The 26,490-nt window shown below is 30.1% G+C and carries 24 protein-coding genes and 1 pseudogene; all 25 read left to right on the plus strand.

What is annotated here, in order from left to right; translation table 11 throughout:
* Position 1: 1 nt before the first annotated feature.
* The 25 genes and pseudogenes from JI750_RS18235 (at position 2) to JI750_RS18355 (ending at position 26,487) form a co-directional block, all read left to right on the plus strand.
* Positions 2-1,393: a UDP-glucose 6-dehydrogenase gene (locus JI750_RS18235; RefSeq protein WP_202005515.1), complete on the plus strand. Its 1,392-nt coding sequence runs from the start codon at positions 2-4 to the stop codon at positions 1,391-1,393.
* 64 nt (positions 1,394-1,457) lie between these two features.
* Entirely contained in the window at positions 1,458-1,922 is a 465-nt protein-coding gene (locus tag JI750_RS18240; protein WP_202005520.1) for a UpxY family transcription antiterminator, read from the plus strand.
* Between the two features lie 283 nt (positions 1,923-2,205).
* Positions 2,206-3,495 carry a nucleotide sugar dehydrogenase gene (locus JI750_RS18245; RefSeq protein ID WP_202005540.1) on the plus strand — a complete coding sequence of 430 codons (1,290 nt, stop codon included), beginning with the start codon at positions 2,206-2,208 and terminating at the stop codon, positions 3,493-3,495.
* 32 nt (positions 3,496-3,527) lie between these two features.
* A complete protein-coding gene (locus JI750_RS18250; RefSeq protein WP_202005543.1) occupies positions 3,528-4,535 on the plus strand; it encodes a mannose-1-phosphate guanylyltransferase in 1,008 nt (335 codons plus the stop codon).
* Positions 4,536-4,551: 16 nt separating this feature from the next.
* A complete protein-coding gene (gene rfbB / locus JI750_RS18255; RefSeq protein WP_202005546.1) occupies positions 4,552-5,598 on the plus strand; it encodes a dTDP-glucose 4,6-dehydratase in 1,047 nt (348 codons plus the stop codon).
* A 50-nt stretch (positions 5,599-5,648) separates the two neighbouring features.
* A complete protein-coding gene (locus tag JI750_RS18260) occupies positions 5,649-8,153 on the plus strand; it encodes an SLBB domain-containing protein (RefSeq protein ID WP_202005549.1) in 2,505 nt (834 codons plus the stop codon).
* Positions 8,154-8,162: 9 nt separating this feature from the next.
* Positions 8,163-9,236 (plus strand): Wzz/FepE/Etk N-terminal domain-containing protein, encoded by a 1,074-nt coding sequence (locus JI750_RS18265; protein WP_202005552.1) that lies wholly within the window; start codon positions 8,163-8,165, stop codon positions 9,234-9,236.
* 18 nt (positions 9,237-9,254) lie between these two features.
* Positions 9,255-10,265, plus strand: a complete 1,011-nt coding sequence (gene pseB / locus JI750_RS18270; RefSeq protein WP_202005568.1) for a UDP-N-acetylglucosamine 4,6-dehydratase (inverting) — start codon at positions 9,255-9,257, stop codon at positions 10,263-10,265.
* On the plus strand, positions 10,249-11,463 hold the full coding sequence (gene pseC / locus JI750_RS18275; RefSeq protein WP_202005582.1) for a UDP-4-amino-4,6-dideoxy-N-acetyl-beta-L-altrosamine transaminase: 1,215 nt from the start codon (positions 10,249-10,251) through the stop codon (positions 11,461-11,463). Before pseB ends, pseC begins: the two co-directional genes overlap by 17 nt.
* Entirely contained in the window at positions 11,450-12,124 is a 675-nt protein-coding gene (locus tag JI750_RS18280) for a class I SAM-dependent methyltransferase (RefSeq protein WP_202005584.1), read from the plus strand. Before pseC ends, JI750_RS18280 begins: the two co-directional genes overlap by 14 nt.
* A gap of 48 nt (positions 12,125-12,172) precedes the next feature.
* A complete protein-coding gene (locus JI750_RS18285) occupies positions 12,173-13,039 on the plus strand; it encodes an aldo/keto reductase (protein WP_202005586.1) in 867 nt (288 codons plus the stop codon).
* Complete coding sequence (locus tag JI750_RS18290) at positions 13,030-13,788, plus strand: cytidylyltransferase domain-containing protein (RefSeq protein ID WP_202005589.1); 759 nt, start codon at positions 13,030-13,032, stop codon at positions 13,786-13,788. Before JI750_RS18285 ends, JI750_RS18290 begins: the two co-directional genes overlap by 10 nt.
* 3 nt (positions 13,789-13,791) lie before the next feature.
* Positions 13,792-15,099 (plus strand): aminotransferase class III-fold pyridoxal phosphate-dependent enzyme, encoded by a 1,308-nt coding sequence (locus JI750_RS18295; protein ID WP_202005592.1) that lies wholly within the window; start codon positions 13,792-13,794, stop codon positions 15,097-15,099.
* 3 nt (positions 15,100-15,102) lie between these two features.
* On the plus strand, positions 15,103-15,663 hold the full coding sequence (locus tag JI750_RS18300; RefSeq protein ID WP_202005595.1) for a GNAT family N-acetyltransferase: 561 nt from the start codon (positions 15,103-15,105) through the stop codon (positions 15,661-15,663).
* Positions 15,656-16,117 (plus strand): GNAT family N-acetyltransferase, encoded by a 462-nt coding sequence (locus JI750_RS18305; RefSeq protein ID WP_202005598.1) that lies wholly within the window; start codon positions 15,656-15,658, stop codon positions 16,115-16,117. The genes JI750_RS18300 and JI750_RS18305 overlap by 8 nt, the downstream gene beginning before the upstream one ends.
* Before the next feature lie 3 nt (positions 16,118-16,120).
* The gene (gene pseI / locus JI750_RS18310; protein ID WP_202005601.1) at positions 16,121-17,155 is read left to right on the plus strand and encodes a pseudaminic acid synthase; all 1,035 of its coding nucleotides are present in this window, start codon (positions 16,121-16,123) and stop codon (positions 17,153-17,155) included.
* Complete coding sequence (locus tag JI750_RS18315) at positions 17,152-18,504, plus strand: capsular polysaccharide export protein, LipB/KpsS family (protein WP_202005604.1); 1,353 nt, start codon at positions 17,152-17,154, stop codon at positions 18,502-18,504. The genes pseI and JI750_RS18315 overlap by 4 nt, the downstream gene beginning before the upstream one ends.
* A gap of 388 nt (positions 18,505-18,892) precedes the next feature.
* A pseudogene (locus JI750_RS22255) lies at positions 18,893-19,048 on the plus strand (chloramphenicol acetyltransferase); the annotation flags it as partial.
* Positions 19,049-19,478: 430 nt separating this feature from the next.
* The gene (locus JI750_RS18325) at positions 19,479-20,723 is read left to right on the plus strand and encodes an MATE family efflux transporter (protein WP_202005610.1); all 1,245 of its coding nucleotides are present in this window, start codon (positions 19,479-19,481) and stop codon (positions 20,721-20,723) included.
* Positions 20,713-21,603 (plus strand): phytanoyl-CoA dioxygenase family protein, encoded by an 891-nt coding sequence (locus tag JI750_RS18330; RefSeq protein WP_202005613.1) that lies wholly within the window; start codon positions 20,713-20,715, stop codon positions 21,601-21,603. Before JI750_RS18325 ends, JI750_RS18330 begins: the two co-directional genes overlap by 11 nt.
* 128 nt (positions 21,604-21,731) lie before the next feature.
* Entirely contained in the window at positions 21,732-22,217 is a 486-nt protein-coding gene (locus JI750_RS18335; RefSeq protein ID WP_236673095.1) for an acyltransferase, read from the plus strand.
* A 9-nt stretch (positions 22,218-22,226) separates the two neighbouring features.
* On the plus strand, positions 22,227-23,366 hold the full coding sequence (locus tag JI750_RS18340; RefSeq protein ID WP_202005629.1) for an NAD-dependent epimerase/dehydratase family protein: 1,140 nt from the start codon (positions 22,227-22,229) through the stop codon (positions 23,364-23,366).
* 6 nt (positions 23,367-23,372) lie between these two features.
* Positions 23,373-24,356 (plus strand): WaaS/CpsH family glycosyltransferase, encoded by a 984-nt coding sequence (locus tag JI750_RS18345; RefSeq protein ID WP_202005632.1) that lies wholly within the window; start codon positions 23,373-23,375, stop codon positions 24,354-24,356.
* Positions 24,357-24,520: 164 nt separating this feature from the next.
* Positions 24,521-25,693 carry a hypothetical protein gene (locus tag JI750_RS18350; protein ID WP_202005635.1) on the plus strand — a complete coding sequence of 391 codons (1,173 nt, stop codon included), beginning with the start codon at positions 24,521-24,523 and terminating at the stop codon, positions 25,691-25,693.
* Positions 25,693-26,487, plus strand: coding sequence for a glycosyltransferase family 2 protein (locus JI750_RS18355; RefSeq protein WP_202005638.1), 795 nt, complete (start codon positions 25,693-25,695; stop codon positions 26,485-26,487). Before JI750_RS18350 ends, JI750_RS18355 begins: the two co-directional genes overlap by 1 nt.
* Positions 26,488-26,490: the final 3 nt, after the last annotated feature.

A 26,490-nucleotide genomic window follows, 5' to 3' on the forward strand; every position in this document is an offset into this window, starting at 1 on the left:
AATGAAAATTACAAAAATTTGCTGCATTGGTGCAGGATATGTTGGTGGACCTACAATGGCTGTTATTGCTCAAAAATGCCCTCACATTCAGGTTACGGTTGTTGATTTAAATGAACAAAGAATAGCAGATTGGAATGATCCGAATCCTGAAAATATTCCGATATATGAACCTGGACTTTCTGAAATTGTTGCAGAAGCGAGAGGTAGAAATCTGTTTTTTTCTACTGATGTTGACAAAGCAATAGATGAAGCTCAAATGATATTTATTTCTGTAAATACACCAACCAAAACCTATGGAAAAGGGAAAGGTATGGCGGCCGATTTAAAATATATCGAATTATGTGCTAGACAAATTGCAAGAGTTGCAAAACAAAATAAAATTGTAGTAGAGAAATCTACTCTGCCAGTTAGGACTGCTGAAGCTATAAAAAGCATTTTAGATAATACAGGAAATGGCGTTCAATTTCAAATTTTATCTAATCCTGAGTTTTTGGCAGAAGGTACTGCAGTTACAGATTTATTAAATCCAGATCGAATTTTAATTGGCGGAGATACAACTCAAGAAGGAGAAGAAGCTATTAATTCATTAGTGGAAGTTTATTCCAATTGGGTAAGAAGAGATCAAATTTTAACAACAAATGTTTGGTCATCAGAATTGTCTAAACTTACGGCTAATGCATTTTTAGCACAACGTATTTCTTCAATTAATGCAATGTCAGAACTTTGCGAAAAAACTGGTGCAGATGTAAATGAAGTTGCAAAAGCAATAGGTATGGATAGCAGAATTGGACCTAAATTCTTAAGAGCTTCTGTAGGATTCGGTGGTTCTTGCTTTCAAAAAGATATTTTGAATCTGGTTTATATAGCAAAATCATACGGATTGAATGAAGTTGCAGATTATTGGGAGCAAGTTATTATTATGAACGATCATCAAAAAAGACGATTCTCCAGCAAAATTGTTCAGACATTATATAATACTGTAGCCGATAAGAAAATTACATTTTTAGGCTGGGCTTTTAAAAAAGATACAAACGACACTAGAGAATCTGCGGCAATTTATGTTGCTGATGATTTAATAAATGAACAGGCAAAAATCTCGGTTTTCGATCCGAAAGTTTCAAAAAATAAAATGCTAAGCGACTTAGATTATTTAGAGACACGATCAAGTGAAGATAATCGTGATGCAATAAGCGTTTTTGATAATGCGTATGATGCATGTAAAGGAGCACATGCTATTGCCATTTTAACTGAGTGGGACGAATTTACGACTTACGATTGGAAAAAGATTTATGATTCTATGCATAAACCAGCGTTTATTTTTGATGGAAGAAATATTTTGAATGCTAAGCAATTAGAATCAATCGGATTCGTTTATAGAGGTATTGGATCATAAACCGATTATTGTGTTTGTAAATAAAATGAAGTAAAATGTGTTGCTTCAAGCTAAATGAAAAAGAATGAATTGGTACGTAGTTTATACAAAGCCTAAATGGGAGAAGAAAGTTGCAGATAAACTTAATCAGTTGGGAATAGAATGTTATTGTCCGCTGATTACTCAGATAAAACAGTGGTCAGACCGAAAAAAGAAAGTTGAAACACCTCTTTTTAATTCTTATGTTTTTGTTCATTTATCAGATTCTGATCGTAATTTAGTTTTTCAAGCTCAAGGAGTAGTTAGATATTTATTTTGGTTAGGAAAAGCTGCAATTGTAAAAGATCAAGAAATTGAAATTATTAGAACAAGTTTAAAAGATCCCAATTTGAGTGATGTTTCAGTTTCGGCTATTCAGGTTGGAGATAAAATTAAACTAGAGTCTGGTGTGTTTATCAATCAAAATGCAATTGTTCAGGAAGTCTCTAATAATTACTATGTGCTGGTGCTTGAAGCTTTAGGATGTGTCTTGAAAATAAAATATAAATAACAACGTTATTCAATAAAAAGTAAACAGAAGAGAAGTCTTTTTTTAGATTTTTTTCTTCTGTTTTTTTTATAAAGTAATTATTTACAGCCTGATTAATAACGCATTGTGGTTAAGCGTTTTTTTATTAACAATTTGTTTTTGAGTATTACGGGAAACCGTATTGATTAACTAGAGTTATTATACTATATTTGCGCGAAAATGATTAATTTAGGCATCTGAGTCAGATATTGTGACTTGGAACGGCGAAGCCGTGAATTTTTAAGAGCCTAAAGAAATTAAGAAAATGAAGTTAGAAAAAAATATTAAAATTGCAGTTATTGGTTTAGGCTATGTCGGATTGCCATTAGCTAGACTGTTTGCAACAAAATATTCTGTCATTGGTTTTGATATAAATGAATCGAGAGTTAGTTCTCTGAAATCAGGAACAGATACTACTTTAGAAGTAGAGGATGATGTTTTGCAAAGCGTTTTAGTAGAGAAAACCTCTGAAAAAGAAGGATTATATTGTACTGCCTCTATAAAGGATATTGTTGAATGTAATTATTATATTGTCACAGTTCCTACACCAGTAGACAAAAATAATAGACCAGATTTAACGCCTCTTTATAAATCTAGTGAAACCGTTGGTAAAGTTTTAAAAAGAGGGGATGTAGTTATTTACGAATCTACAGTTTATCCAGGAGTAACAGAAGAACAATGTGTGCCAGTTTTAGAGCAGGTTTCAGGATTGAAATTTAATGAAGATTTTTTCGCAGGATATTCGCCAGAAAGGATTAATCCAGGCGATAAAGAGCATACAGTTGAAAAAATTTTAAAAGTAACATCGGGTTCAACACCAGAAATAGGTTTAAAAGTTGATGCTTTATACAAGTCTGTAATTACTGCCGGAACCCATTTAGCTCCCACAATAAAAGTAGCAGAAGCAGCGAAAGTTATTGAGAACTCTCAGCGAGACATTAATATTGCTTTTGTTAACGAATTAGCTAAGATATTCAACTTAATGAATATCGATACTCAAGAAGTATTAGCTGCAGCTTCAACAAAATGGAATTTTTTGCCTTTTAAACCAGGTCTTGTAGGTGGACATTGTATTGGTGTAGATCCCTACTACTTGGCACAAAGAGCACAAGAGTTCGGTTATCACCCTGAAATAATTTTGGCAGGAAGACGATTGAATGATAGCATGGGCGAATACGTAGCGTCACAAATAGTGAAGTTAATGATTAAAAAAGGCATTTCTGTTAATGGTGCTGAATTGCTAATGCTTGGAATTACTTTCAAAGAGAACTGCCCAGATGTTAGAAATACAAAAATTGTGGATGTTGTTAACGGCTTAAAGGAATATGGAATTTTAGTAACTATATTTGATCCCCTTGCCAATGCACATGATGTAATAAAAGAATATAATTTAGTAACATTAAACTCTATTCCAAACAATAAATTTGATGCAATAGTTCTTGGAGTTTCACATACTGAATTTTTAGAACTGGATTTTGCTAAATTGCAAAAATCAAATAGTTTATTGTATGATGTAAAAGGAGTTTTGGGTACTATAGCAGATAATAGATTATAGGGTCATAAACCCTTTTTTATTTTTTAGAGGAAATGGAAACAAAAGAATCAATAGTACATGTAGTTTTGACAGGTGGAGTAGGAAGTAGATTATGGCCACTTTCTCGTAAAAGTCAACCTAAACAATATTTAGAGATATTTGAAGGGAAATCTTTATTCGAAATGACTATAGAACGAAACAGTCATTTAGCTGATAAAGTGATGGTTGTAGGGAATGTAGATAATCATCATTTAAGTGGAAAAGTGATGGATAAAACTAAAACTTCTTACACAAATATTGTTGAAGCAACACCTCGAAATACAGCAGCGGCAATTGCCTTTGCTGCTTTTGCTTCAAAGTCAGAAGATATACTAATAATTACGCCTTCCGATCATATAATTGATAAAATAGAAGATTATAATAATGCAATTCAAGAAGCAATCTCTAAAGCAAAAGATGGTTTTATTGTAACTTTTGGAATTATTCCAACTAAACCAGAGACTGGTTATGGTTATATTGAATCTAAGGGTGACAAAGTCTTGTCATTTAGAGAAAAACCAAACGAAACTACAGCTAAAGAGTTTATTGCAAGAGGAAACTTTTTATGGAATAGTGGTATGTTTTGCTTTAAAGCTGGTGTTTTATTGGATGAATTAAAGCAATTTCAGCCAGATGTTTATGAAAAATCTAAAGCAGTTTGGGAAGCTTCTGAAAGAGGATTTTTAGATTTAGAATTATCAATGCAAATTCCATCAATTAGTATTGATTACGCTGTGATGGAAAGGAGTAAAAAAATAAAAGTAGTTCCTGCATCTTTTTCTTGGTCTGATCTCGGTTCTTTTGAATCAGTATACGAATATTTAGTTTCAAAAGGACATCCTGTAGATTCTAACGGTAATATGGTAATAGGCTGCGATAGTCATACAACTTTTTTAGGTTTAAGAAATACTATTTTTGTACATACAGATAATGCTAATTTGATTTTGCAAAAAGAAAATTCGCAGGATGTAAAAGATATATATAACGAACTGGAAAAGCAAAATTCGGATTTATTAAATTAATAGAAAGTATTCAAGAATGAAAAAAATTCTAATAACTGGCGGTGCTGGTTTTATTGGTTCTCATGTGGTAAGACGTTTCGTAAACAAGTATCCGCAATATCAGATTTTTAATTTAGATGCTTTAACATATGCAGGAAATCTGGAAAACATAAAAGATATTGAAAATAATTCAAATTATACCTTTGTAAAAGGAGATATAGTAGATGAAAGTTTTATAAATGATCTTTTTAAACTTCACGATTTTGATGGAGTTTTACATTTAGCGGCAGAATCACATGTTGATCGCTCAATTGAAGATCCATTAGCATTTGTAAAAACAAATGTTATTGGAACAATGAATTTGTTAAATGCAGCTAAAAATCAATGGAAAGATAATTTTGCGGGTAAAAGATTTTATCATATAAGTACTGACGAGGTTTATGGCTCATTAGGAGCAACAGGATTATTTACAGAGGAAACTCCTTATGATCCAAATTCACCATATTCAGCTTCAAAAGCAAGTTCTGATCATTTTGTTAGAGCTTATGGAGAAACTTATGGACTTCCATATGTTTTAACTAACTGTTCAAACAATTACGGATCATATCATTTTCCTGAAAAGCTTATTCCTCTTTTTATTAATAATATTATAAACAATAAGTCATTACCTGTTTATGGAGATGGAAATTACACGCGTGATTGGCTTTTTGTGGAAGATCATGCAATAGCAATAGATTTAGTTTTTCATGAAGGAAAGAATCATGAGACGTATAATATTGGCGGATTTAATGAATGGAAAAATATAGATCTGGTTAAGTTACTATGTAAAATAATGGATGGAAAATTAGGACGAGAACAAGGTACTTCTGAAAAACTAATTACCTATGTAAAAGATAGACCAGGTCATGATTTACGTTATGCTATAGATGCTTCAAAAATTAATAGAGAACTAGGTTGGAAACCTTCAGTTACTTTTGAAGAAGGGTTAGAAAGAACTATCAATTGGTACCTGAATAACCAAGAATGGCTTCAAAATGTTACTTCAGGAGCTTATAAGGATTACTATCAAAAACAATACTCATAAAAGAAGATATTAAAATAATAAAAATTCTTTTAAATAATTTTCTCATAAACATGAAAAAAATAATATACGTTCTTGCCCTATTTTTTACTTTATTAATTTCTTTCAATGCAAACGCCCAGGATATTATAAAATCTAAAGACCTTAGTACTGTAAAAGTAGATTATTTATCAGATGATGAAATTGCAAAAATTGTTTCTCAATTAAAAAGTAACAAAGCAACAATTAATGATGTTGAATCTATGGCTTTATCAAAAGGCATGAGCCAAGTGGAATTTGATAAGTTAAGAGCTCGTGTTATTGAATACGAAAGAAAGAATACTTCAGATAAGGATAAAGATAAAAGTAAAAAGGATCAAGATAAATTAAAAAAGACAGATAAGGAATCGGAGTTTGGAAGAAAGCAAGAAAAAATAAAAAATGAAAAAATAAAAGATTCTTTAAATGCTTTAATTTTTGGTTCAGAACTATTTGATAATCCTACATTAAATTTTGAACCAGATTTAAACTTAGCCACTCCTATGAACTACGTTTTAGGTCCTGGTGATGAATTGCAGATAAGTATATATGGTGTCCAAGAATATAATGCCAATATACCAGTAAGCGTTGAAGGGAAAGTAAGTATTGATTATGTGGGACAAATATCCGTTTCAGGAATGTCTATTGAAGCAGCAACGCAGAAAATAAAAGCAGCTATTGCTAGAGTGTATAGCACTGTTCGCTCTGGACAATCTCAGGTGAGTATCAGTTTAGGAAAGATACGTACTATAAAAGTAACAATCGTTGGGGGTAAACAACCTGGTAATTATTCAATATCTTCTTTGGCAACTGTTTATAATGCGTTGCACTTAGCAGGTGGACCTGGAAAGAATGGCAGTTATAGAAATATTGAATTGATACGAAATAACAAGGTTTACAAGAATATTGATATTTATCGATTTTTAATTAAAGGAGATCAATCTGATAATGTCAGTTTAAAAGAAAATGATGTAATTAGAATCCCAGCATATACTCAAAGAGTTACTGTTGAAGGTGAAGTAAAAAGACCAGGAATTTTTGAAATGAGAAAAGGGGAGAAATTTTCTGATTTATTGAATTTTGCATCTGGGTTTAATGAATTTGCTTATACTGCTTCGGTTAATGTTCTTCAAAAAACAGGAAAAGAGTTTAAAGTTCACGATGTAAACGAAAGTGAATACAGTTCTTATGAGCCTCAATCGGGAGATGTTTTTAAGGTTACAAAAATTTTGAACCGATTTGAAAATCGTATTAAGATTGAAGGCGCCGTTTTTAGACCAGATTATTATTCTTTTACTGAGGGAATGAGAATTTCAGATCTTATTATTAGAGCAGAAGGATTAAAAGAAGACGCTTATAGCAAACGAGCGAGAGTTATTCGTTTAAAAACAGATCTAACAACAGAAATTGTTAATGTAGATTTAGGTGCTGCCTTATCAGGTGATTTAAATGCAGATATTGAATTAAAAAGAGAAGATATAGTAACTGTATATTCTATTTTAGAATTTAGAGAGGAGTATAAAGTTACTATAGATGGTGAGGTAAAAAATCCAGGAGAATATGAATATTTCGAGAATCTTACTTTAAATGATTTAGTGGTTCAAGTAGGAGGCTTAACAGGCTCTGCTTCAAAAAGAGTTGAAATTGCAAGGATGATTAAATCTGATGCTATTGATGATGCTGATCCTAAACGTATAGAATTAGTTGAACTAGAGATAACAGCAGATAATAATGAGCAAGTAAAGAATTTTGTCTTAAAACCTTTTGACGTTATTAATATTCGTAGAATGGCAGTTTATGAAAAACCTGAAATGGTTAAAGTAAGTGGAGCTGTTACATATCCAGGGAAATATGTTCTAGCAAATAAGAAAGAGAGAGTTTACAATGTAGTAATGAGAGCGGGTGGATTGACATCTATTGCAAATTTAGATGGTATGAAGATAAAAAGACCGATCAAAGAAGAACAAATAGAACAATTAGAAAGTATAAATCTTAATTTGGAGAAAAAAGAAACATTAGAGAAAAAAGAAGGAGCTTTAGAAGAATCAAATCTTAAAACTAAAGATACTCTCAAATCTAAATTATCAAAAAAATTAAGAGACGAACTAAAGTACACAACAATTCCTGTTAATTGGGAGAAAATTGTAAAGGATAAGAATCACTATTCTAATGTTACATTGTTTCCTGGTGATGAAATAGAAGTTGCTGTCTATAATGAAGGCGTAAAAGTGACAGGAAATGTGTTATTGACTTCAGAAATACCTTATAGAAACGGAAAAGGATTTAAATATTACATTAATTCTGTTGGTGGAGTTGACAGTAAAGGATGGAAAAGAAAAGCTTATATAATTTATCCAAATGGGAAAGCTGCGGTAACTAGTTCATTTTTATTTTTTAGATCTTATCCTAAAGTTGAACCAGATTCGCAAATAGTTGTACCTGAAAAACCTGAAAAGAAGAAGATGACTGCAGGAGAATGGGTTGGGATTGGAAGTGTTTTGGCTAGTCTAGCCTTATTAATTGTTACGGCTTTTAAATAAATTAATTTAATGGATAAAACAGTTGCTGAAAACGATGAAATATCGTTAAAAGAATTAATACAAGAAATAAAACAATGGTATCAGTACTTACTGTCTAAATGGAAGATTATTACATTAGCTGGGGTTGTGGGAGTTGTTTTAGGATTGACTTACTCGTTCATCAAGAAACCTGTCTATACGGCTACTTTGTCATTTGCTTTAGAGGATGATAAATCTGGAGGTAGCGGTATTGGAGGGGCATTAGGACTTGCTAGCTCTTTTGGTTTAGATTTAGGTGGGGGTGGAGGAGGAATATTTACTGGGTCTAATTTAACAGAGTTGTTTAAATCGAGAGCGATGGTTGAGAAAACTCTTTTGTCGCCAATAACTTTAAATGGAAAAGTAATTTCATTGGCTGAAATGTATATCCAAAATAATAATTGGCGTAAAAAATGGAATGAAAGCCCCAAACTAATGAATATTAAGTTTTTGCCAAATGACGATCGCACAAAATTTAATCGTGTTCAGGACAGTATAATGGGCGTGATGTATAAAAATTTATCAGAAGGTGGATTATCTGTTGCTCAAAAAGATAAAAAAGTATCAATCATTAGTATTGATGTTATATCAAAAAATGAACTTTTTGCAAAGTATTTTTGTGAAGCTCTAGCTAGGGAGGTTGGTAAATTTTATGTCGAAACAAAAAGCAAAAAAGCAAGAATGAACATGGCTATTTTAGAGCGGCAAGTAGATTCAATTCGACAAGAATTGAATGGTGCTATTACTGGAGTAGCGGTAGCAAATGATAACACTTTTAATTTAAATCCAGCACTTAATATACGTCGCGCACCGTCAGCAAGAAGGCAAGTTGATGTGCAGGCCAATACGGCTATATTAACAGAGCTGGTAAAACAATCAGAATTAGCTAAGGTTACTTTACGTAAAGAAACACCTTTAATTCAAGTTATTGATAGGCCAATTTTGCCACTAGCTAAAGAGAAATTTGGTAAAGCTAAAGGGGTTTTAATAGGTGGGTTTTTGGCAGGATTTTTAATGATCTTGTATTTAATTTTAAAAAGAATTTTTGTCGTTATTGCAAAATAGAATTTAATAATATATCATATGACTTTTGAGAACAAAACAATATTAATTACTGGAGGTACCGGTTCTTTAGGTAAAGCACTGACTTCACATATTTTTTCTGAATACCCAAATATAAAAAAACTTGTAATTCTATCTAGAGATGAGCAAAAGCAATTTCAAATGGCTCAAGAATATCCAGAAAAAGATTACCCTCAAATTAGATTTTTTTTAGGAGATGTTCGTGATCAGGAAAGGCTAATAAGAGCATTTCAAGGAGTTGATATTGTGATTCATGCCGCAGCAATGAAACACGTTCATTTAGCTGAGTATAATCCGGATGAGTGTATTAAAACTAATATTGGAGGAGCTCAAAACGTTATTCATGCGGCTCTCGAAACTGGAGTTCAGGATGTTGTAGCTTTATCTACAGATAAAGCTTGTGCACCTATCAATTTGTATGGAGCAACAAAGTTAACTTCTGATAAATTATTTGTTGCTGCAAATAATATAAAAGGAAAAAATCCAATAAAATTTTCTGTTGTTAGGTATGGAAATGTTATGGGATCAAATGGTTCTGTAATTCCTTTTTTTATGAAGAAAAAAGAGCAAGGTATACTGCCTATAACAGATGTGGCTATGACAAGATTTAATATTTCACTTCAAGGAGGTGTTGATATGGTTATGCATGCGATTAAAAATGCTTGGGGTGGCGAGATATTTATACCAAAAATTCCATCATATAAAATTACTGATGTTGCAGAAGCTATTGCTCCTGAATGTGAATTAAATATTATAGGTATTAGGCCAGGAGAAAAAATTCATGAAGAAATGATAACTTCTTCTGATTCTTATCACACATTTGATCTAGGTAAATATTTTACAATTCTTCCCTCTATCCCTAATTTTGATTTGTCAAAATTTATTTCAAACTTTAATGCTGTTAAAGTGCCAGAAGGATTCAACTATAATTCAGGTACTAATACAGAATGGGAAACTGTTGATACTTTAAGAAAACTTATTAAAGAGCATGTAGATGGGACATTTAACTAAAATAGATAAACCAATAGCATATGGTAGGCAAAATATAACTCAAGAAGATATAAATTGTGTTATAGAAGCTTTACAATCTGACTACTTAACACAAGGGCCAAAAATTGCTGAATTTGAAAAGAATTTCGCAGAATATATTGGGGCTAAATATGCTGTAGCAGTATCTAATGGAACAGCTGCGCTGCATTTGTGTGCTTTAGCTTTAAATGTTGCAGAAGGAGATAAGGTTATTACTACTCCAATTACTTTTGCAGCGTCAGCAAATTGCATACGTTATTGTGGAGGTGATATAGTATTTTCGGATATAGATCCTCTAAGTTATCTTCTAGATATAAATAAAGTAAGAAATTTGCTTGAATCTTCACCAAGAGGAACTTATAAAGGTATTATACCTGTAGATTTTGCTGGAAGGGCTGTTGATCTTGAAGCTTTCAGAAAGCTTGCTGATGAATATGATCTTTGGATTATTGAAGATGCATGCCATGCACCTGGTGGATTTTTTCAAGATTCTTTAGGCAAATCACAAAAATGTGGCAATAGTAAATTTGCTGATTTAGCAATTTTTTCTTTTCATCCCGTTAAACATATAGCTTGTGGGGAAGGTGGTATGATAACAACTGATGATGAAAAATTGTATAAAAAACTCTTAGCATTGCGAACGCATGGTATCGTTAAGAATGAAAGCGAATATACAAATAGCATTGAGTTTGCTGCTGGTACTGATATAGCCCAAAACTATCCCGCTTGGTATATGGAAATGCAAACTCTTGGTTTTAATTATAGATTAACTGACTTTCAAGCGGCACTTGGTATATCTCAACTTGGAAGAGCTGATGAAGGAGTTGAAAAAAGAAAAAATATTGCTGAGATTTACAATACTGAATTTTCCGGTAAGAATTATATAAAAGGACAATCGGGATTGGTAGAAGGACATGCTTATCATTTGTATGTAATTGAAGTTGAAGATAGATTAGGGTTATACAATTATTTGAGAGAAAATAAAATCTTTGCGCAGATACATTATATTCCTTGTCATTTGATGCCTTATTATAAGCAGTATGGTTGGAAAGAAGGAGATATGCCAATAGCTGAAAGCTATTATAAAAACTGTATAAGTCTTCCTATGTATCCTACATTATCAAGTGTAGAACAGAATTATGTAATAGAATGTATTAATTCTTATTATGGAAGCAAATAATCAAAAAGGCTCTTTTCTTTCTTATGAAGCAAACGCATGGTTTGAGAGAAACAAATCAGTTATTGAAAATTACAGCCTAGAAAGAGATAGGGTAGTTACTCTTATAAAAGAGTACGATTTGAAGGCTGAAAGTATTTTAGAGATTGGTTGTTCTGCTGGTTATAGATTAAATGCTATAAAATCAATTTTTGCTGACAGTGAAGTGTTTGGTGTCGAGCCATCTGAGAAAGCTATTGAGTATGGAGAAAGTCATTTTCCTAGCGTAAATTTTATTCATGGAACGGCTGACAATCTAGAACAATTTGATAAGGAGTCCCTCGATATTGTTATAGTTGGATTTGTATTTTATGTGATTGATAGAAATATTTTGCTAAAAGTTGTTGCTGAAATTGATAGGGTATTAAGAAATGGTGGTATTTTAATTATCGTTGATTTTTTTTCAGAAAATTCCCTTAAAAATGTTTATGAACATATCCAGGAGTTTACAGCTTTTTCATTTAAACAAAATTATGACGAAGTATTTACAGCATCTAAGTTATATTATCTTTTAGATAAATCGACTTGGAATCATTCAGAAAAAAAACTTGATGCATCAAATAACTACTATGACAAATATAGTATTTCATTGTTAAAAAAAGATATTGAATCAAGTTACAAATAAATAATTGTATAATCAAGCTGGTTTTAATGTTGCAAAATTAAAATAAAATTGGAGAAGAAGTTAGTATTAGGTACGGTTCAGATGGGGCTTGATTATGGAATAAATAATAAGGCGGGTAAAATTCCAGTAGAGGAGAGTTTTAGGATTTTGAAAAAAGCTTTTGAATTAGGAATAAATACAATTGATACAGCCGAAGCTTATGGAAGTGCACATCAAGTAATTGGTAATTTTCATAGATTGAATTCGAATATTCAATATAAAATTATTACAAAATTCCCTCATGAAATTAAAAAGGATGAAGTTGAACAAAAGATAGTTTCGTATGTTGAGGAACTTAATGTAAATAATTTAGAGGTTTTAATGTTTCATTCCTTCGATTCTTATCAAAAGAACAAAGAGACTCTTCCTATACTAAATAATTTGAAAAGTAGGGGTTTAATAAAAAATATTGGTGTTTCTGTCTATACTAATTTTCAAATAGAAGTACTTCTTTCTGAGGATGAAGTTTCAGTAATTCAATTACCATTTAATTTACTGGACAATGAGTTTCAACGTGGCGATTTGTTAGAAAAAGCTAAATTAGCAAATAAAGAAATTCATACTCGATCTGCTTTTTTACAAGGTTTGTTTTTTAAGAATCAATTTAATGATGAAGTATCACTGCAATTAGAAGATCATCTCGTTAAGATTAATAATATTTCTGAAAAAGAAGGTATTAGTCTTACTGAACTTGCTTTAAGCTATTGTTTGGCTCAAAGAAATATTGATAAAGTGTTAATTGGTGTAGATTCTGAAAACCAACTTATTGAAAATGTATTGGCCGCTGATTATAAAATCAGTGATGATATTATCGGTAAAATAAAAAATATTAAAGTTAAGAATATAGATTTATTAAACCCATCTTTATGGAAGTAAAGACAATTTTAGTTACTCAGGCTAGAAGTGGCAGTACAAGATTACCTGGAAAAGTATTATTGGAAATAGAAGGGAAATCATTGCTTCAAATTCATCTGGGAAGATTGAAAAGAAGTAAAAAGGCTTCAGAAATAATTGTAGCTACAACTACCAACGAGATCGATGATGAACTATTTGATAAGGTTTGTGATTGGGGATATAACTGTTTTAGAGGTTCTGAAACTGATGTGCTTGATCGTTTTTATCAAGCTGTTAAAGATAAAAAACCCGAATGGATTGTGAGATTGACTTCAGATTGTCCCCTAATAGATCCGGAATTGGTTGATAATATAATAACTTTTGTTCAGGAAAATAATAAGGACTATGGCTCGAATACATTGATTGAGAATTTTCCTGATGGACAAGATATTGAAGTCTTTAAATTTTCTGTACTTGAAAGGGCGTGGAAAGAAGCTAAGCTTCTGTCTGAAAGGGAACACGTAACTCCTTATATTAGAAATAATTCAGATTTTAACGGAGGTGTATTATTTAGCTCTATTAATTTTCCATGCGAATTTGATTTCTCAAAAATAAGGATGACTGTTGATGAAGATAAAGATTTTAAATTAATAGAGACTCTTATAATGGCTTTGGGATTTAACAAAAATTGGATTGAATATACTAATTATATTATTGAAAACAATCTCGAACATATTAATAAAGATATTATTAGAAATGAAGGACTATTAAAGTCTTTAAAAAAAGATTAATAAATGGGAACAGGACAAGAATTGTATAAAAAAGCTAAAAGTTTAATTCCGGGAGGTACAATGTTGTTATCCAAAAGACCGGAAATGTTTTTGCCAGATCATTGGCCATCATATTTTTCTAAAGCAAAAGGATGTAAAGTTTGGGATCTGGATGGGAAAGAATTTTTGGATATGTCAATTATGGGCATTGGAACGAATACTCTAGGTTATGGAAATGATGAGGTAGATGCAGCTGTTTTAGAAACAGTAAAAAAAGGCAATATGAGTACTCTTAGTTGTCCTGAAGAAGTTTATCTCGCTGAAAGACTTATCGAAATGAATCCATGGGCCGATATGGTACGTTTCGCAAGAAGTGGAGGTGAAGCAAATGCTATAGCAATTAGGATTGCTAGAGCAGCATCTGGAAAAGATAAAGTTGCTATATGTGGATATCATGGCTGGCATGATTGGTATCTCTCTGCAAATCATAATGGAGGAGATGATCTTTCAGGGCATTTATTGGCAGGGTTAAATCCTGGAGGAGTGCCTAAAAGTTTAAAAGATACTGTATTACCATTTCACTATAATAATTATGAAGAACTAGTTGACCTTGTTGAGAATAATGATATAGGTGTAATTAAAATGGAAGTAGTCCGTAATTTTGGACCAGAAGATAACTTTTTGCATAAAGTAAGAGAATTGGCAACAAGAAAAAATATTGTGCTTATTTTTGATGAATGTACTTCAGGCTTTAGAGAAACTTTTGGAGGTATTTATAAGAAATATGGAGTTGAACCAGATGTTGCTATGTTTGGTAAAACAATTGGTAATGGATATGCGCTTACTGCGGTTGTTGGAAAAAAATCAGTTATGGAAGCAGCACAAAATACTTTCATAAGCAGTACTTTCTGGACAGAGAGGATCGGACCGACAGCGGCTTTAGAAACTTTGAAAGTAATGGAAAAAGTTAAATCATGGGAAGTAATCACTGAAATTGGATTAAACATGAAACAGGGATGGCAAAATCTTGCCAATCTGCATAAGTTAGATATTACTATTTCGGGAATACCAGCTCTATCTACTTATAGTTTTAATAGTGAAAATGCGTTGGCCTATAAAACATTAATTGCACAAGAAATGTTAAAAAAAGGTTTTTTGGCTAGTACTAATTTTTATGCTGCAACAACACATACAGAGAATGATCTTGATTTGTATTTTAATGCATTAAGTGAAGTCTATAAAACAATTGCTGACTGCGAAAATGAAGTGTTAAAAATTGAGAATCTTTTAGAAGGTCCAATTTGCCATGGTGGTTTTAAGAGATTAAATTAGATAGTGAAAAAATATAAATGTTTAATCCAATCTGAATGGATTTCTGATAATTTTAGTTTAATTCCTATAAGGAATGATGATAAATTAGCAATTCTAAAGATGAGAAATGAGCAGATTTATCATTTAAGGCAAGCAGAGTTATTAACACTAGAAATGCAAGAAGCTTATTTTGAAAATGTTGTAGCTAAATTATTTGACCAAAAAAATCCAAATCAAATTCTCTTCACTTTTCTTGAAAAAGGAGAATTTATAGGTTATGGAGGATTAGTTCATATAAATTGGATCGACAAGAATGCAGAAGTTTCTTTTATAATGCGTACAGAACTTGAAAAGGAAAAATTTTCCTATTACTGGGAAAATTACCTCTCGCTTCTTGAAAAAGTTGCATTCAAAGATTTAAATTTTCACAAAATTTTCACTTACGCTTTTGATTTGCGACCGCATTTATATTCTGTGTTAGAAAAATCTGGATTTCGCGAAGAGGCACGTCTTAAAGAGCATTGCTGTTTTCAAGGCAAATATTTGGATGTTGTGATAAACTCAAAATTAAATAGAAATGCTTAGTTTTAGAAAAGCGACGTTAGATGACTTGGATTTGTATTTTGACTGGGCAAATAATTATGAAGTTAGAGCACAGTCTTATAATTCAGATCCAATAGTTTTTGAAAATCATAAAAAATGGTTTGAAGCTGCTATTAAAAATAGCTTAATAGACATGTTTGTTTTTAAAAATTTAGATAATAATCTAATAGGTCAGGTGCGCATTCAAAAACAAAATGATAGAGAAGCTTTAATTGGAGTATCAGTTAGCCCTGATCAAAGGGGGAAAGGTTATGCGAAAGAAATGTTGTCATTGGCGACAGATTTTTTTTTACAATCTAATAATGGTTTTTTAATCAATGCATATATAAAAGAAAGTAATTTGATTTCTAAGTTTTCTTTCGAAAAAGCAGGATTTAAATTTAAAGAAATGGTTTCGTATGAAAACTTTATGAGTTTTCATTATATAAAACAATAGTAAATGAAAATAGATAATTTCAAGATAGATCAAGATAGTAGGGTTTTTATTATTGCAGAGCTTTCAGCTAATCATAATGGTAGTATCGAAACTGCTATTGAAACTATTCGTGCTGCAAAACGTGCAGGAGCTGATTGTATAAAATTTCAGACTTATACAGCTGATACGATAACAATAGATAGCAATAAAGAAGATTTCTTAATTAAAGGTACAATTTGGGAGGGAAAAAATCTTTATAAATTGTATCAAGAGGCTTATACTCCATGGGAGTGGCATAAAGAATTATTTAAAGTAGCAAAAGAAGAGGGGTTAGTCTATTTTTCTTCTCCATTCGACAAAACAGCTGTTGATTTTTTAGAAACATTGAATGTACCTGCTTATAAGATTGCTTCCTTTGAAATTACAGACATTCCCTTAATTGAATATGTAGCATCAAAAGGAAAACCAGTAATTATATCTACCGGTATAGCTGAATTAGAGGATATCGAATTAGCTTTAGATGCATGTCATAGAATGGGTAATAAAGATGTAGCATTGTTGAAATGTACATCTAGTTATCCTGCACCAATTGAAGAGGCCAATATGTGTATGATAAAGGATTTATCTGAACGTTACAATGTAATTAGTGGTCTTTCTGATCATACAATGGGATCGACTGTTCCAATTGTTGCAACTGTATTTGGAGCTAAAATTATTGAGAAACATTTTATATTAGATCGATCTATTGGTGGTCCAGATTCTTCTTTTTCAATGAATGAAGAAGAGTTTACTTCAATGGTAAAAGCAGTCCGTGAAGCAGAGAGTGCAATAGGTATAGTAGATTACACCTTGACAGAGAAACAAGTAAAAGGAAAAGATTTTTCGAGATCTCTTTATGTAGTTGAAGACATGATGGAAGGGGATATTATAACGGAAGAAAATGTTCGTTCTATTAGGCCAGGTTTTGGTTTGCACCCTAAGTATTATACTCAAATTTTGGGAAAAAAAGTAAATTTTGCCATAGAAAAGGGTACTGCTTTTAATGATAAAATGGTATGATACCAACAGTTTTATTTTTTGCGAGAGATTATCAATCCAAATTGTTCCCTCTACTATCTTCTAATCTTTATCATTCGGTATTTGCTGTTATAAGTAAAAAAGAAAAACAAATTGTTATTGATAACGGAGGAATTGAAGTGATTTGTTTTGAAGAAGAATTTGATAATTTAGAATATGAAGGTACATTAAATTCTTATTTGCAATATTCATATGGTTGCGATAGAAATTACATTGGTTTATCTCTTTTTGAAAGAGAAAAAATATTGCAAAAAACAATTATTTTTTGGAAAAATATTTTAGAACGTTATAGTCCTAAATTAATTATTAATGAAACGGTTGCAATTGAATTTGCGGAGGTCTTGGCAATTGAAGCAGAAAAGAAAGGAATTAAATATCTTTCCTGGATGAGTTTTCCTAAGAATAATACTTTTTATTGGCAGACAAGTCCTTTTCATAATTCTTTGAATGGAGTAATTAATGATGTTATCCCTTGTCAAAGTAATATTGATGAGGCGAAGGAGTTTATTAATGGTGTTAAACAAGGAGCTGAACGTCCTTTTTATGTTAGAAATACTACTTCTCGATATTCTTTAAAAAAATTTATAGGATACTTTAAGTTAATTCTACTTGAATTACGAATGTATTTCATAATGAATAAAATTAAAAGAAGGATTATATATGGTACTTCATTAAAACAAAATTTATGTCATATTAAACGCTATTTTTTATCTTTTTTTTATTCTAAAAGTTATTCTAGAATTGAAGATTTTACTGATTCAGACTTGGTTTTTTATCCATTGCATTATGAGCCTGAGGCAGTTTTATTCTATATGGCTTATTTTTTTGATAATCAGATTTATGTCATCGAAAATTTATTAAAATGTCTAAATCAAAACCAAATTCTAGTTGTTAAAGAACACCCACAGCAGCTTGGAGTGCTATTAGAGAAACGGTTTAGAGATATAAAAAAAAGATACCCTAATTTGATTTTTATTAAAGGAGAAGAGCCTACTGTAAAAATACTTAACAAATGCGATATTATCATCACTCTAGGTAGCACTGCAGGTTTTGAAGCTTTAGCTCTAAATAAAAAAGTTGTTGTTTTGGGCAGGGTATTTTATGATTCATTTGAAGGGGTTAATGTCTGTAAATCATTTAGTGAATTGTATGATTTACTTAGAGGACGTGCAAAATTTCAGATTTCTAGTAATTTTGATTTGTTTGTAGCAAAGATGTTGAAATATGTCAAAGATGGAAATCCGTTTCCACATAATGAATTATATAAAACTAGTAATATCAATTCAATCATAAGTGCTATCGAATATGAAATTGCTAATGAAAATAAATAATTTAGTTAATTTTATTCTTAATAAAATTAAATTGTATTCCTTTAAATTAAGTCTTAAAAGTAGTTTTATTGTAGGCAATAAGCCTCAATTTAAAAATACTTCTAGAATAAATGTTTGGGGTAAAGAAGGAAAAATTATTATTGGAGATAACTTCTCAATGGGATTTAATTCTGAATTATACTCTTGGAATGATAATTTAATTATCGGAAGAGAAACTTCCTTAAATGATAATTGTAAGATTTATGGTGAAGTTTCCATAGGAGCAAATTGTTTGTTTGCTTCAAATATTTTTATTTCGTCAGGGACGCATAATTTTTCTTATAACCCTTATTTGCCAATAAAGCAACAGGATAAATTGAAATCTATAAGCAAAGGAGTTCTCGTAGAAGATGATTGCTGGTTGGGATTTGGTGTTGTTGTAATGCCAGGTGTTTATATTGGAAAAGGTGCAATTATTGGTTCAAATAGTGTTGTTACAAAAGATGTTTTCCCATATACCATAAATGGTGGCGTACCTAGTCGTGAGATAGGTAAAAGGTTGGAATTTAATAATTCATATGATGAGATTAATTGCAATAAGGCTGAGCATTGGCCGTTCTTTTATAGAGGGTGTAATTATAATCAGTTTAATGATTTAAATACATTAGAAGATGGAATTGAGATAATTGATTCAACAGCTGTGTTTTTAGTTTCGCAGAATTTAACAAACAAAATAAGAATAAAAGGTGTTGCTAATTGTAAAATAAAACTTAAGATATTTGTAAATAAGTATCATTTTGAAGAAGTTCAAGTTAATTCAGGTTATTTTGATTTTAATTTAAGTTTAGTATTTCAGGAATTATATTGCTCTAATGTTTTTAATAGGCTTTCGAATGATATCATTAATAAGTTTGACGTAATAGTTGTAGAGACGCATATGTATGATGGAGAAGAATTTAATAAAAAGATATGGAAAGTCTTATCAATAGGATATAATGAAAATTAGAGAATTAATTGTAAACCCACAGTTTAAATACATTTACATAACATTTTTAATAAGTGCAATTGGATTTCTAAAATCTTTTATATTATTAAATTTTTTTGATTTTGATAAGTTAGGAATAGTTGCTTTGGCTCAAACATTTACTTCAACAATAAGTTTAATGCAAATAGGAGTAGTAACAGGTGGGTATAGATTGTTTGCCTACAAAAGAGAAAGTGTTTTAAAAAAGATAAATGCTACGGTTCTGTTTTTTTTTCTTTTCCTTACTGCTTTACTTTGCACTTTAGGATGTTTTGTATGTTATTTTTTTGATATAGGTGTAAGTTTTTTATTTTGTCAGTTATTCATTTTAATTGGCATATTATCGTTATATTCTAATTGGGTTATATGTAAATTACTTGGAACTAAAAATATTAAGATTGTAAATAAAGCTCAAGCTGTATCAGCAATAATTTCTTTTTTAGTTACTTTATGTGCTTATTGGTTTGGGTTAACAGCGGTTTTAATAGCATTGTTTTTACAACCTTTAATTATTATAATAGTTGCTTATTGGTTTTTACCAAGTATGATACCAACTATAAATTTTAAAAGTTTTAAGAAATATATTAAAAAGATCATTTGGCTAGGATTTATTCCTTACTTAACCTCTGCCTTGGCATTATTAAACTCTCAATTTGGAAGATGGCTAATAACATTTAGTTTAGGTACAGTTATTTTAGGTAAAACTTTCTTACCTGCTTTGTTTGTTGTTTTGGTAAGTGTTTTTCCAGGGGCTATTAGTAGTCTGTTTTTTCCTAAAATTATTGAAAATTTTGAGTTGAATAAAAAAGAGAATTTACTTAAAACTTTGAAAAATTATTTCGCTATATTAATTATTTACTATCTTTTAATAATGATAGCAACTTTTTTATTGGCCAATAGTTTGATTAAAATTTTCTTGCCAAAACATATGGAATCTATCACTCTTATATATGCGGCATTGCCTTCAGTACTTTTTATTCATTTAAGTGGACCAGCAATATTTTTATTCAACGCTATGAAAAAGTTTAATAATATATTAATAGGGGGGCTAATTTCTGTTATTAGTTATTGTTCAATTTTGTCGCTGTATCTCTACTTCTCGAAACCACAATTAATTTGGTTTTTTATAATAGAGAGTATTAGTGCAGCTTTATTTTTTATATATAATACCTATTTTTTCATTAAATTAAATAAATCATTAGATTATGCTAATTAAGTTTTTAAAAAAAGTGTCTTTTCGGGTTCATCGAAATGTACACAATGTTCAACTACGTGATGTTTTATGTGCTTTTTTTAAGGTATTTTTACCTAAGATTACTATATCTACTGGAAATACCCCGCTTTCAATTGAATATAGTGAGCAAAAATTGTTAAACGATTTAAATGAAGATGGATTTGCTAATTTAGGTGTTGTTCTATCAGATATTGAAATTAACTCTATTAAGAAAAAATTGGAAGGGCTAGAATGTTATGATACAAGTCAAGTGAATCCTACTCCTGTTAATCTTAGTAGTCCAGGAATTAATGTACAATTAGCTCACTATAAAAGAGAAGACTTAATAGAAATTGATGAAATTTTTGCAATTGCAAATGATTCAAGGGTATTGAATGTGGTTTCAAATTATCTTGGTGTTAAACCTACAATTTCAAATGTTAATTGTTGGTGGTCATTTGGAGATAGGGAATCTGCAAAAGATGCACAATTTTATCATAGGGACTTAGATGACTATAAATTTGTTAAAATGTTCTTTTATTTAACAGATGTGGACGATAATAGTGGGCCACATATATATGTGAAGAAATCTCATCGTATAAATAAATTATTGGAACTTAGAAGATTTAGCGATGAGGAAGTAGTAAATACATTTGATAATCAAAATATACTTGTACTAACAGAGCCTAAGGGCAGTTGTTTTATTGAAGATACGTATGGTATACACAAAGGGCAATTACCAGTTAAGGGTAATAGATTGTTATTGCAAATTCAATATTCTTATTTGCCTTTGCATGTTGAAAATTATAATCCTAAAAAATCAGATGTTCTAGAAAGAATGAAATTTGATAAGTACATCAATAGATTGTTATTTAATGATTAGTGTATTATAATATGTACTTTAGAGTTATAAATAAATTACAATCTAATCTTTTTCGAATATTTTACAAAAGATTTTTTAAATCTTTTGGAGAAAAATCCAATATTTTATTTCCTCTTAATATAAATGGAATGAAGAATATCAGCATTGGAAAAGGAGTTAGTGTAGCTTATAAAACCTGGTTGGCCGCTGTACCGCATACAAATGAAGAAAAATGTGAGTTGGTAATAGGAAATGGATCTAGTATTGGAAATTTTAACCATATTTATGCAACTAAATCTATCATTATTGGAGAGAACGTTTTGACGGCCGACAAAGTTTATATTTCAGATAACCTTCATGAGTATGAGGATATAAATGTTCCAATAATTCATCAACACATAAGGCAAATAGGAACAGTTGTTATTGGTGATGGTACTTGGATTGGAGAGAATGTTTGTATTATAGGAGTAAAGATTGGAAAAAATTGTGTAATTGGAGCAAATTCAGTTGTAACAAAAGATATTCCAGATTATTGTGTGGTAGTTGGATCACCATCTTACGTAATTAAAAGATTTTGTTTTGATACAAATGAATGGAGGAAAACCAATAAAATGGGAGATTTTATAATATCATAGATTAGAAAAATGAAGAATATATTGATTACGGGCGGGGCGGGTTTTATCGGATCAAATTTAGCTTTGGTATTGGTTGAAAAAGGATATAATGTCACGGTTTTAGATAATTTGTCACCACAAATTCATGGCGAGGATGCTTATAATAATTCATTTTTATTTTCAAGAATTAAGAATCAAGTCGAATTTATTAAAGGATGTGTAACTTCAAAAGAGGATTGGATCCGGTCTATTAAAAGTCAAGATGTTATAGTTCATTTAGCAGCAGAAACAGGTACGGGTCAATCGATGTATGAAATCGAAAAGTATACTAGTGTAAATATTGGAGGTACTGCCATAATGCTTGATTTGTTAGCTAATACTTCACATAGTGTAAAAAAGGTGGTAATTGCATCCTCTCGTTCTATTTATGGTGAAGGTAAGTATTGGTCTAGCGAATTGAATAATGTAGTTTACCCTAAACACAGGACGGATGAATTCATGGCTATTAAAGATTTTGAAGTTAAGATCGATGGCTTATCAAGCCCATTGGAGTTAGTTGCTACAGACGAAGATTCAAAAATTCATCCTTCTTCTGTTTATGGTATTACAAAACAAAATCAAGAGCAAATGATTATGACTGTTTGCCCTACTATTGGTATTTCTCCAGTTGCTTTTAGATATCAAAATGTTTATGGACCAGGACAATCGTTATCTAATCCTTATACAGGAATCTTATCAATTTTTTCAACTCTGATAAGGAATGGAAAAGAAATTAACATTTTTGAAGATGGAAAAGAATCAAGAGATTTTGTTTTTATAGATGATGTTGTAGATGCAACAATTCTTGGAATTGAAAAAGAAGAAGCAAATGGACACGTTTTTAATGTTGGTACAGGAGAAGCTATAGATGTAATTACTGTTGCAAATGAATTAATTAAGAATTATAAAATTAATACAGAGGTAATTATATCTGGTAATTATCGCTTAGGAGATATACGTCATAACTTTGCAGATTTGACTAAAATAAAAAAAATACTTGGCTTTAGTCCAATTTATAATTTTGAAAAAGGAATCAAAAAATTTACAGAATGGGTGTTGACTCAGGATCTTATAGAAAGTAAATATGATGTTTCGATTTCAGAAATGAAAAACAAAGGATTATTTAAGTAATTTGTGATGAATTTAGATTTAAGAGATAAAAAAATATTATTTATTGGGCCTGTATTTTATGATTATCATAGTATTATACAAAAGCATTTAGAGAATTTAGGAGCAAAAGTCTTTTTTTTTCCAGAAAGAGATTATTCTATAAAATTTACTGTTGTCAATAATTTATTTAATAAAAAATTAGATAAATTACAGGAGAAGCACTATGATAGTATACTAGAAAGTTCAAAAGAAATATCCTTCGATTTCTTATTTGTAATAAGAGGATATAAAATGACAAAATTTTTTTTGGAAACATTTAAAAAAAGAAATGCTAGAGCCCAAACCATAATGTACCAATGGGATTCAGATAATAATAATAAATTTTTACATTTAATTTCAAGCTTTAACAAAGTACTTTCTTTTGACAGACAAGATGCATTAAATAATAATTTAATCTATTTACCTCTTTTTTACACTAATGATATAGAGAATATAAAAAACACATTAGTCGATAATAAATATGATGTTTTATATTTTGGTTATTTTATAAGAGAGAGATACGATATGATGTTAAAGGTTATTGATTTTGCTAATAAAAATGATCTTGTATTAAAAACATTTTTATATGTTCCGTTTTCGGTTTATATTAAAGAACTATTAAAAGGGAATAAAATTGATTTTAAATTAATAAATTTTAATCCATTATGTAGAGCTGATTATCTTGATTTATTATCTAAATCAAAAGCTATTGTCGACACAAGTAGTTTAACTCAATCAGGTTTGTCAATGCGAGTCATTGAGACTATTGGCGCAGGTAAAAAGCTAATAACTTCAAATAAAAATATAGCTCTCGAAAATTTTTATAATTCTCAACAAGTTTATATCTATGAATCTGAACTAGTGGATACAATTCTCCCTTTTTTGAATTCAGATTTATTTTCTATAGATAGTAACCTTTCTTTGAAAAATTGGATCTGTAAAATCTTTGAAACTGATAATCAAAAAGAATAAGTGAAATTTTTTTAATAAACATTTGAAATCACATGTTTTATATTTAAAGCCTAAAAATTTTTGCCTAAATTTTATCAAATAGAGTAAAGATTTTTAAAGATCATTTTTTTATGCTTAATGTACAATCATTAATAAATACTATCCTTGTTTTATTCCTAATATTAATGAGTGGATCAATGCTACATGTTGGTTTTATTATACCAACATATATTTGTTTTCTATCAATTGTATTGTGTAGTATTGTGAGAATAAAAGTTTATAATAAAAAAAAAATAGAATTAACTTTAATTGGTTTTTCTGCTTTTGTAATAGTGCTTCTCATTAACTTTATATTCTCTGCAAGTACTAGTTTTGGGAACTATGGGACGGTTATTTCGCTTGGATTATTAACTTTCTTGGTTATTTTTTACTTTGTATCAAAAAATGTTGATTTTAAATATTATTTATACAGAGTTTTAAAGTTTATATTGATTCTTTCATTAATAGGATTTGTACTTTCTATTTTTAGATTAGGAACAAGCACTCAAATAGGAGATGGATTTAAAACAATAACAATAGGTTATGTTTTTTATTACTATTGGGATCAAGCGATTGGTCCAATAATTTTTTATAGAAATCAAGGTATTTTTTGGGAGCCAGGAATTTTAGCCGTATATGCAAACATTTTTCTTTTTTTGTCTCTTTTTGTTTATAAAAATAAAAAAAATGTATGGTTAGCAGTTTTATGCGTTTTGACTACTTTTTCTACAACTGGGTTCTTTATTTTATTAATACAGTTGGCAGTCTTTTTAAAAAAAAATAAGTTAGGTTTTTTGAAAAAAATATTTTTATCATTTGGAGTCGTTTTTGTAGTTTTAATTTTATTTTTGTCTTTTTCTGATAAAAAAAACTCTGCCGAAGATGAAGCTGTTTCGTCCTATGGGATGCGTTCTTTCGATCTCTATTCAGGGTTTATGGTTGCGATTTCAAATCCTATGGTAGGGGTTGGATTAAATAAAGAAGCTTTTTTTAAAGAACGTAATAAATTTATACCAGCAGAGATAAGTGAGATTTTTGAAGTGATTGAAGAACGAGGAAATTCAAATTCAATAATGCAACTTTTTTATACTATGGGTTTGGTAATAGCTTTTCTAACTCTTTACATGTTATACAAACAAAGTTTTTTCGAAGAACAAAGAGGTTTATTTTTTGTAATAATGGTAATAAGTCTTTCATCGGAGCCTTTATTACTCTCTCCTTTTTTTATGTTTTTTGTTTTTTCTGTTGTTTTATTTAAAGAAAATGCTATAAATGATGCAATGAATAATGATTTATTAATGATTACTGACAAAAAATAATGAAGATTTCTGTGGTTATACCAATGTACAATTCTAGTCGTACAATTTTAAAAACATTAGATTCGATAAAAAATCAAACAGTGCTTCCTTTCGAAATAATAGTAATTGATGATGGAAGTGCAGATAATTCCTCAATTATAGTTGAAGACTATATAAAAGCACATTCTGATTTAAAAATTAAGTTATTTAAAAAAAATAATGGAGGGGTTTCAACAGCTAGAAATAGAGGTATCAAAGAGGCAAAAGGAAATTGGATAGCCTTATTAGATAGTGATGATGAGTGGTTACCAAATAAATTAGAAAGACAAATTAATATCCTTGAGACAAATCCTAATATTGATTTTCTAGCGACAAACAGAAATGGAGAACATTTTAGCAAAATTTTATGGAAGAATCTAAAACATTTGACCAGGATATCTCCTAAGGTTTTACTGGTTAAAAATTTTTTTTCACCTCCAACCGTTATTTTTAGAACTGATATAGTTTCCAAAATTGGCTATTTTGATGAAAAACAAAGATATGCAGAAGAGGGTAATTATTTTATAAGAATTGCCAAGGAGTATAATTGTTATCTATTAAATGAAAGTTTAGTCATGACAGGTAGTGGGAAATCACATTATGGTGATTCTGGACTTTCTGGAAATCTAAAAGAAATGGAAAAAGGAGAACTGAAAAATATAAAAGATGCCTTAAATTTTAAAATCATTAATAAAATTGAATATTTATTTCTTGTATGTTTTTCCATTTTGAAATTTATAAGAAGAATATTAATCGTTAAGTTAAGGGGAAAGTAGATC

Source organism: Flavobacterium tagetis, assembly GCF_016735615.1.
GTDB lineage: Bacteria > Bacteroidota > Bacteroidia > Flavobacteriales > Flavobacteriaceae > Flavobacterium > Flavobacterium tagetis.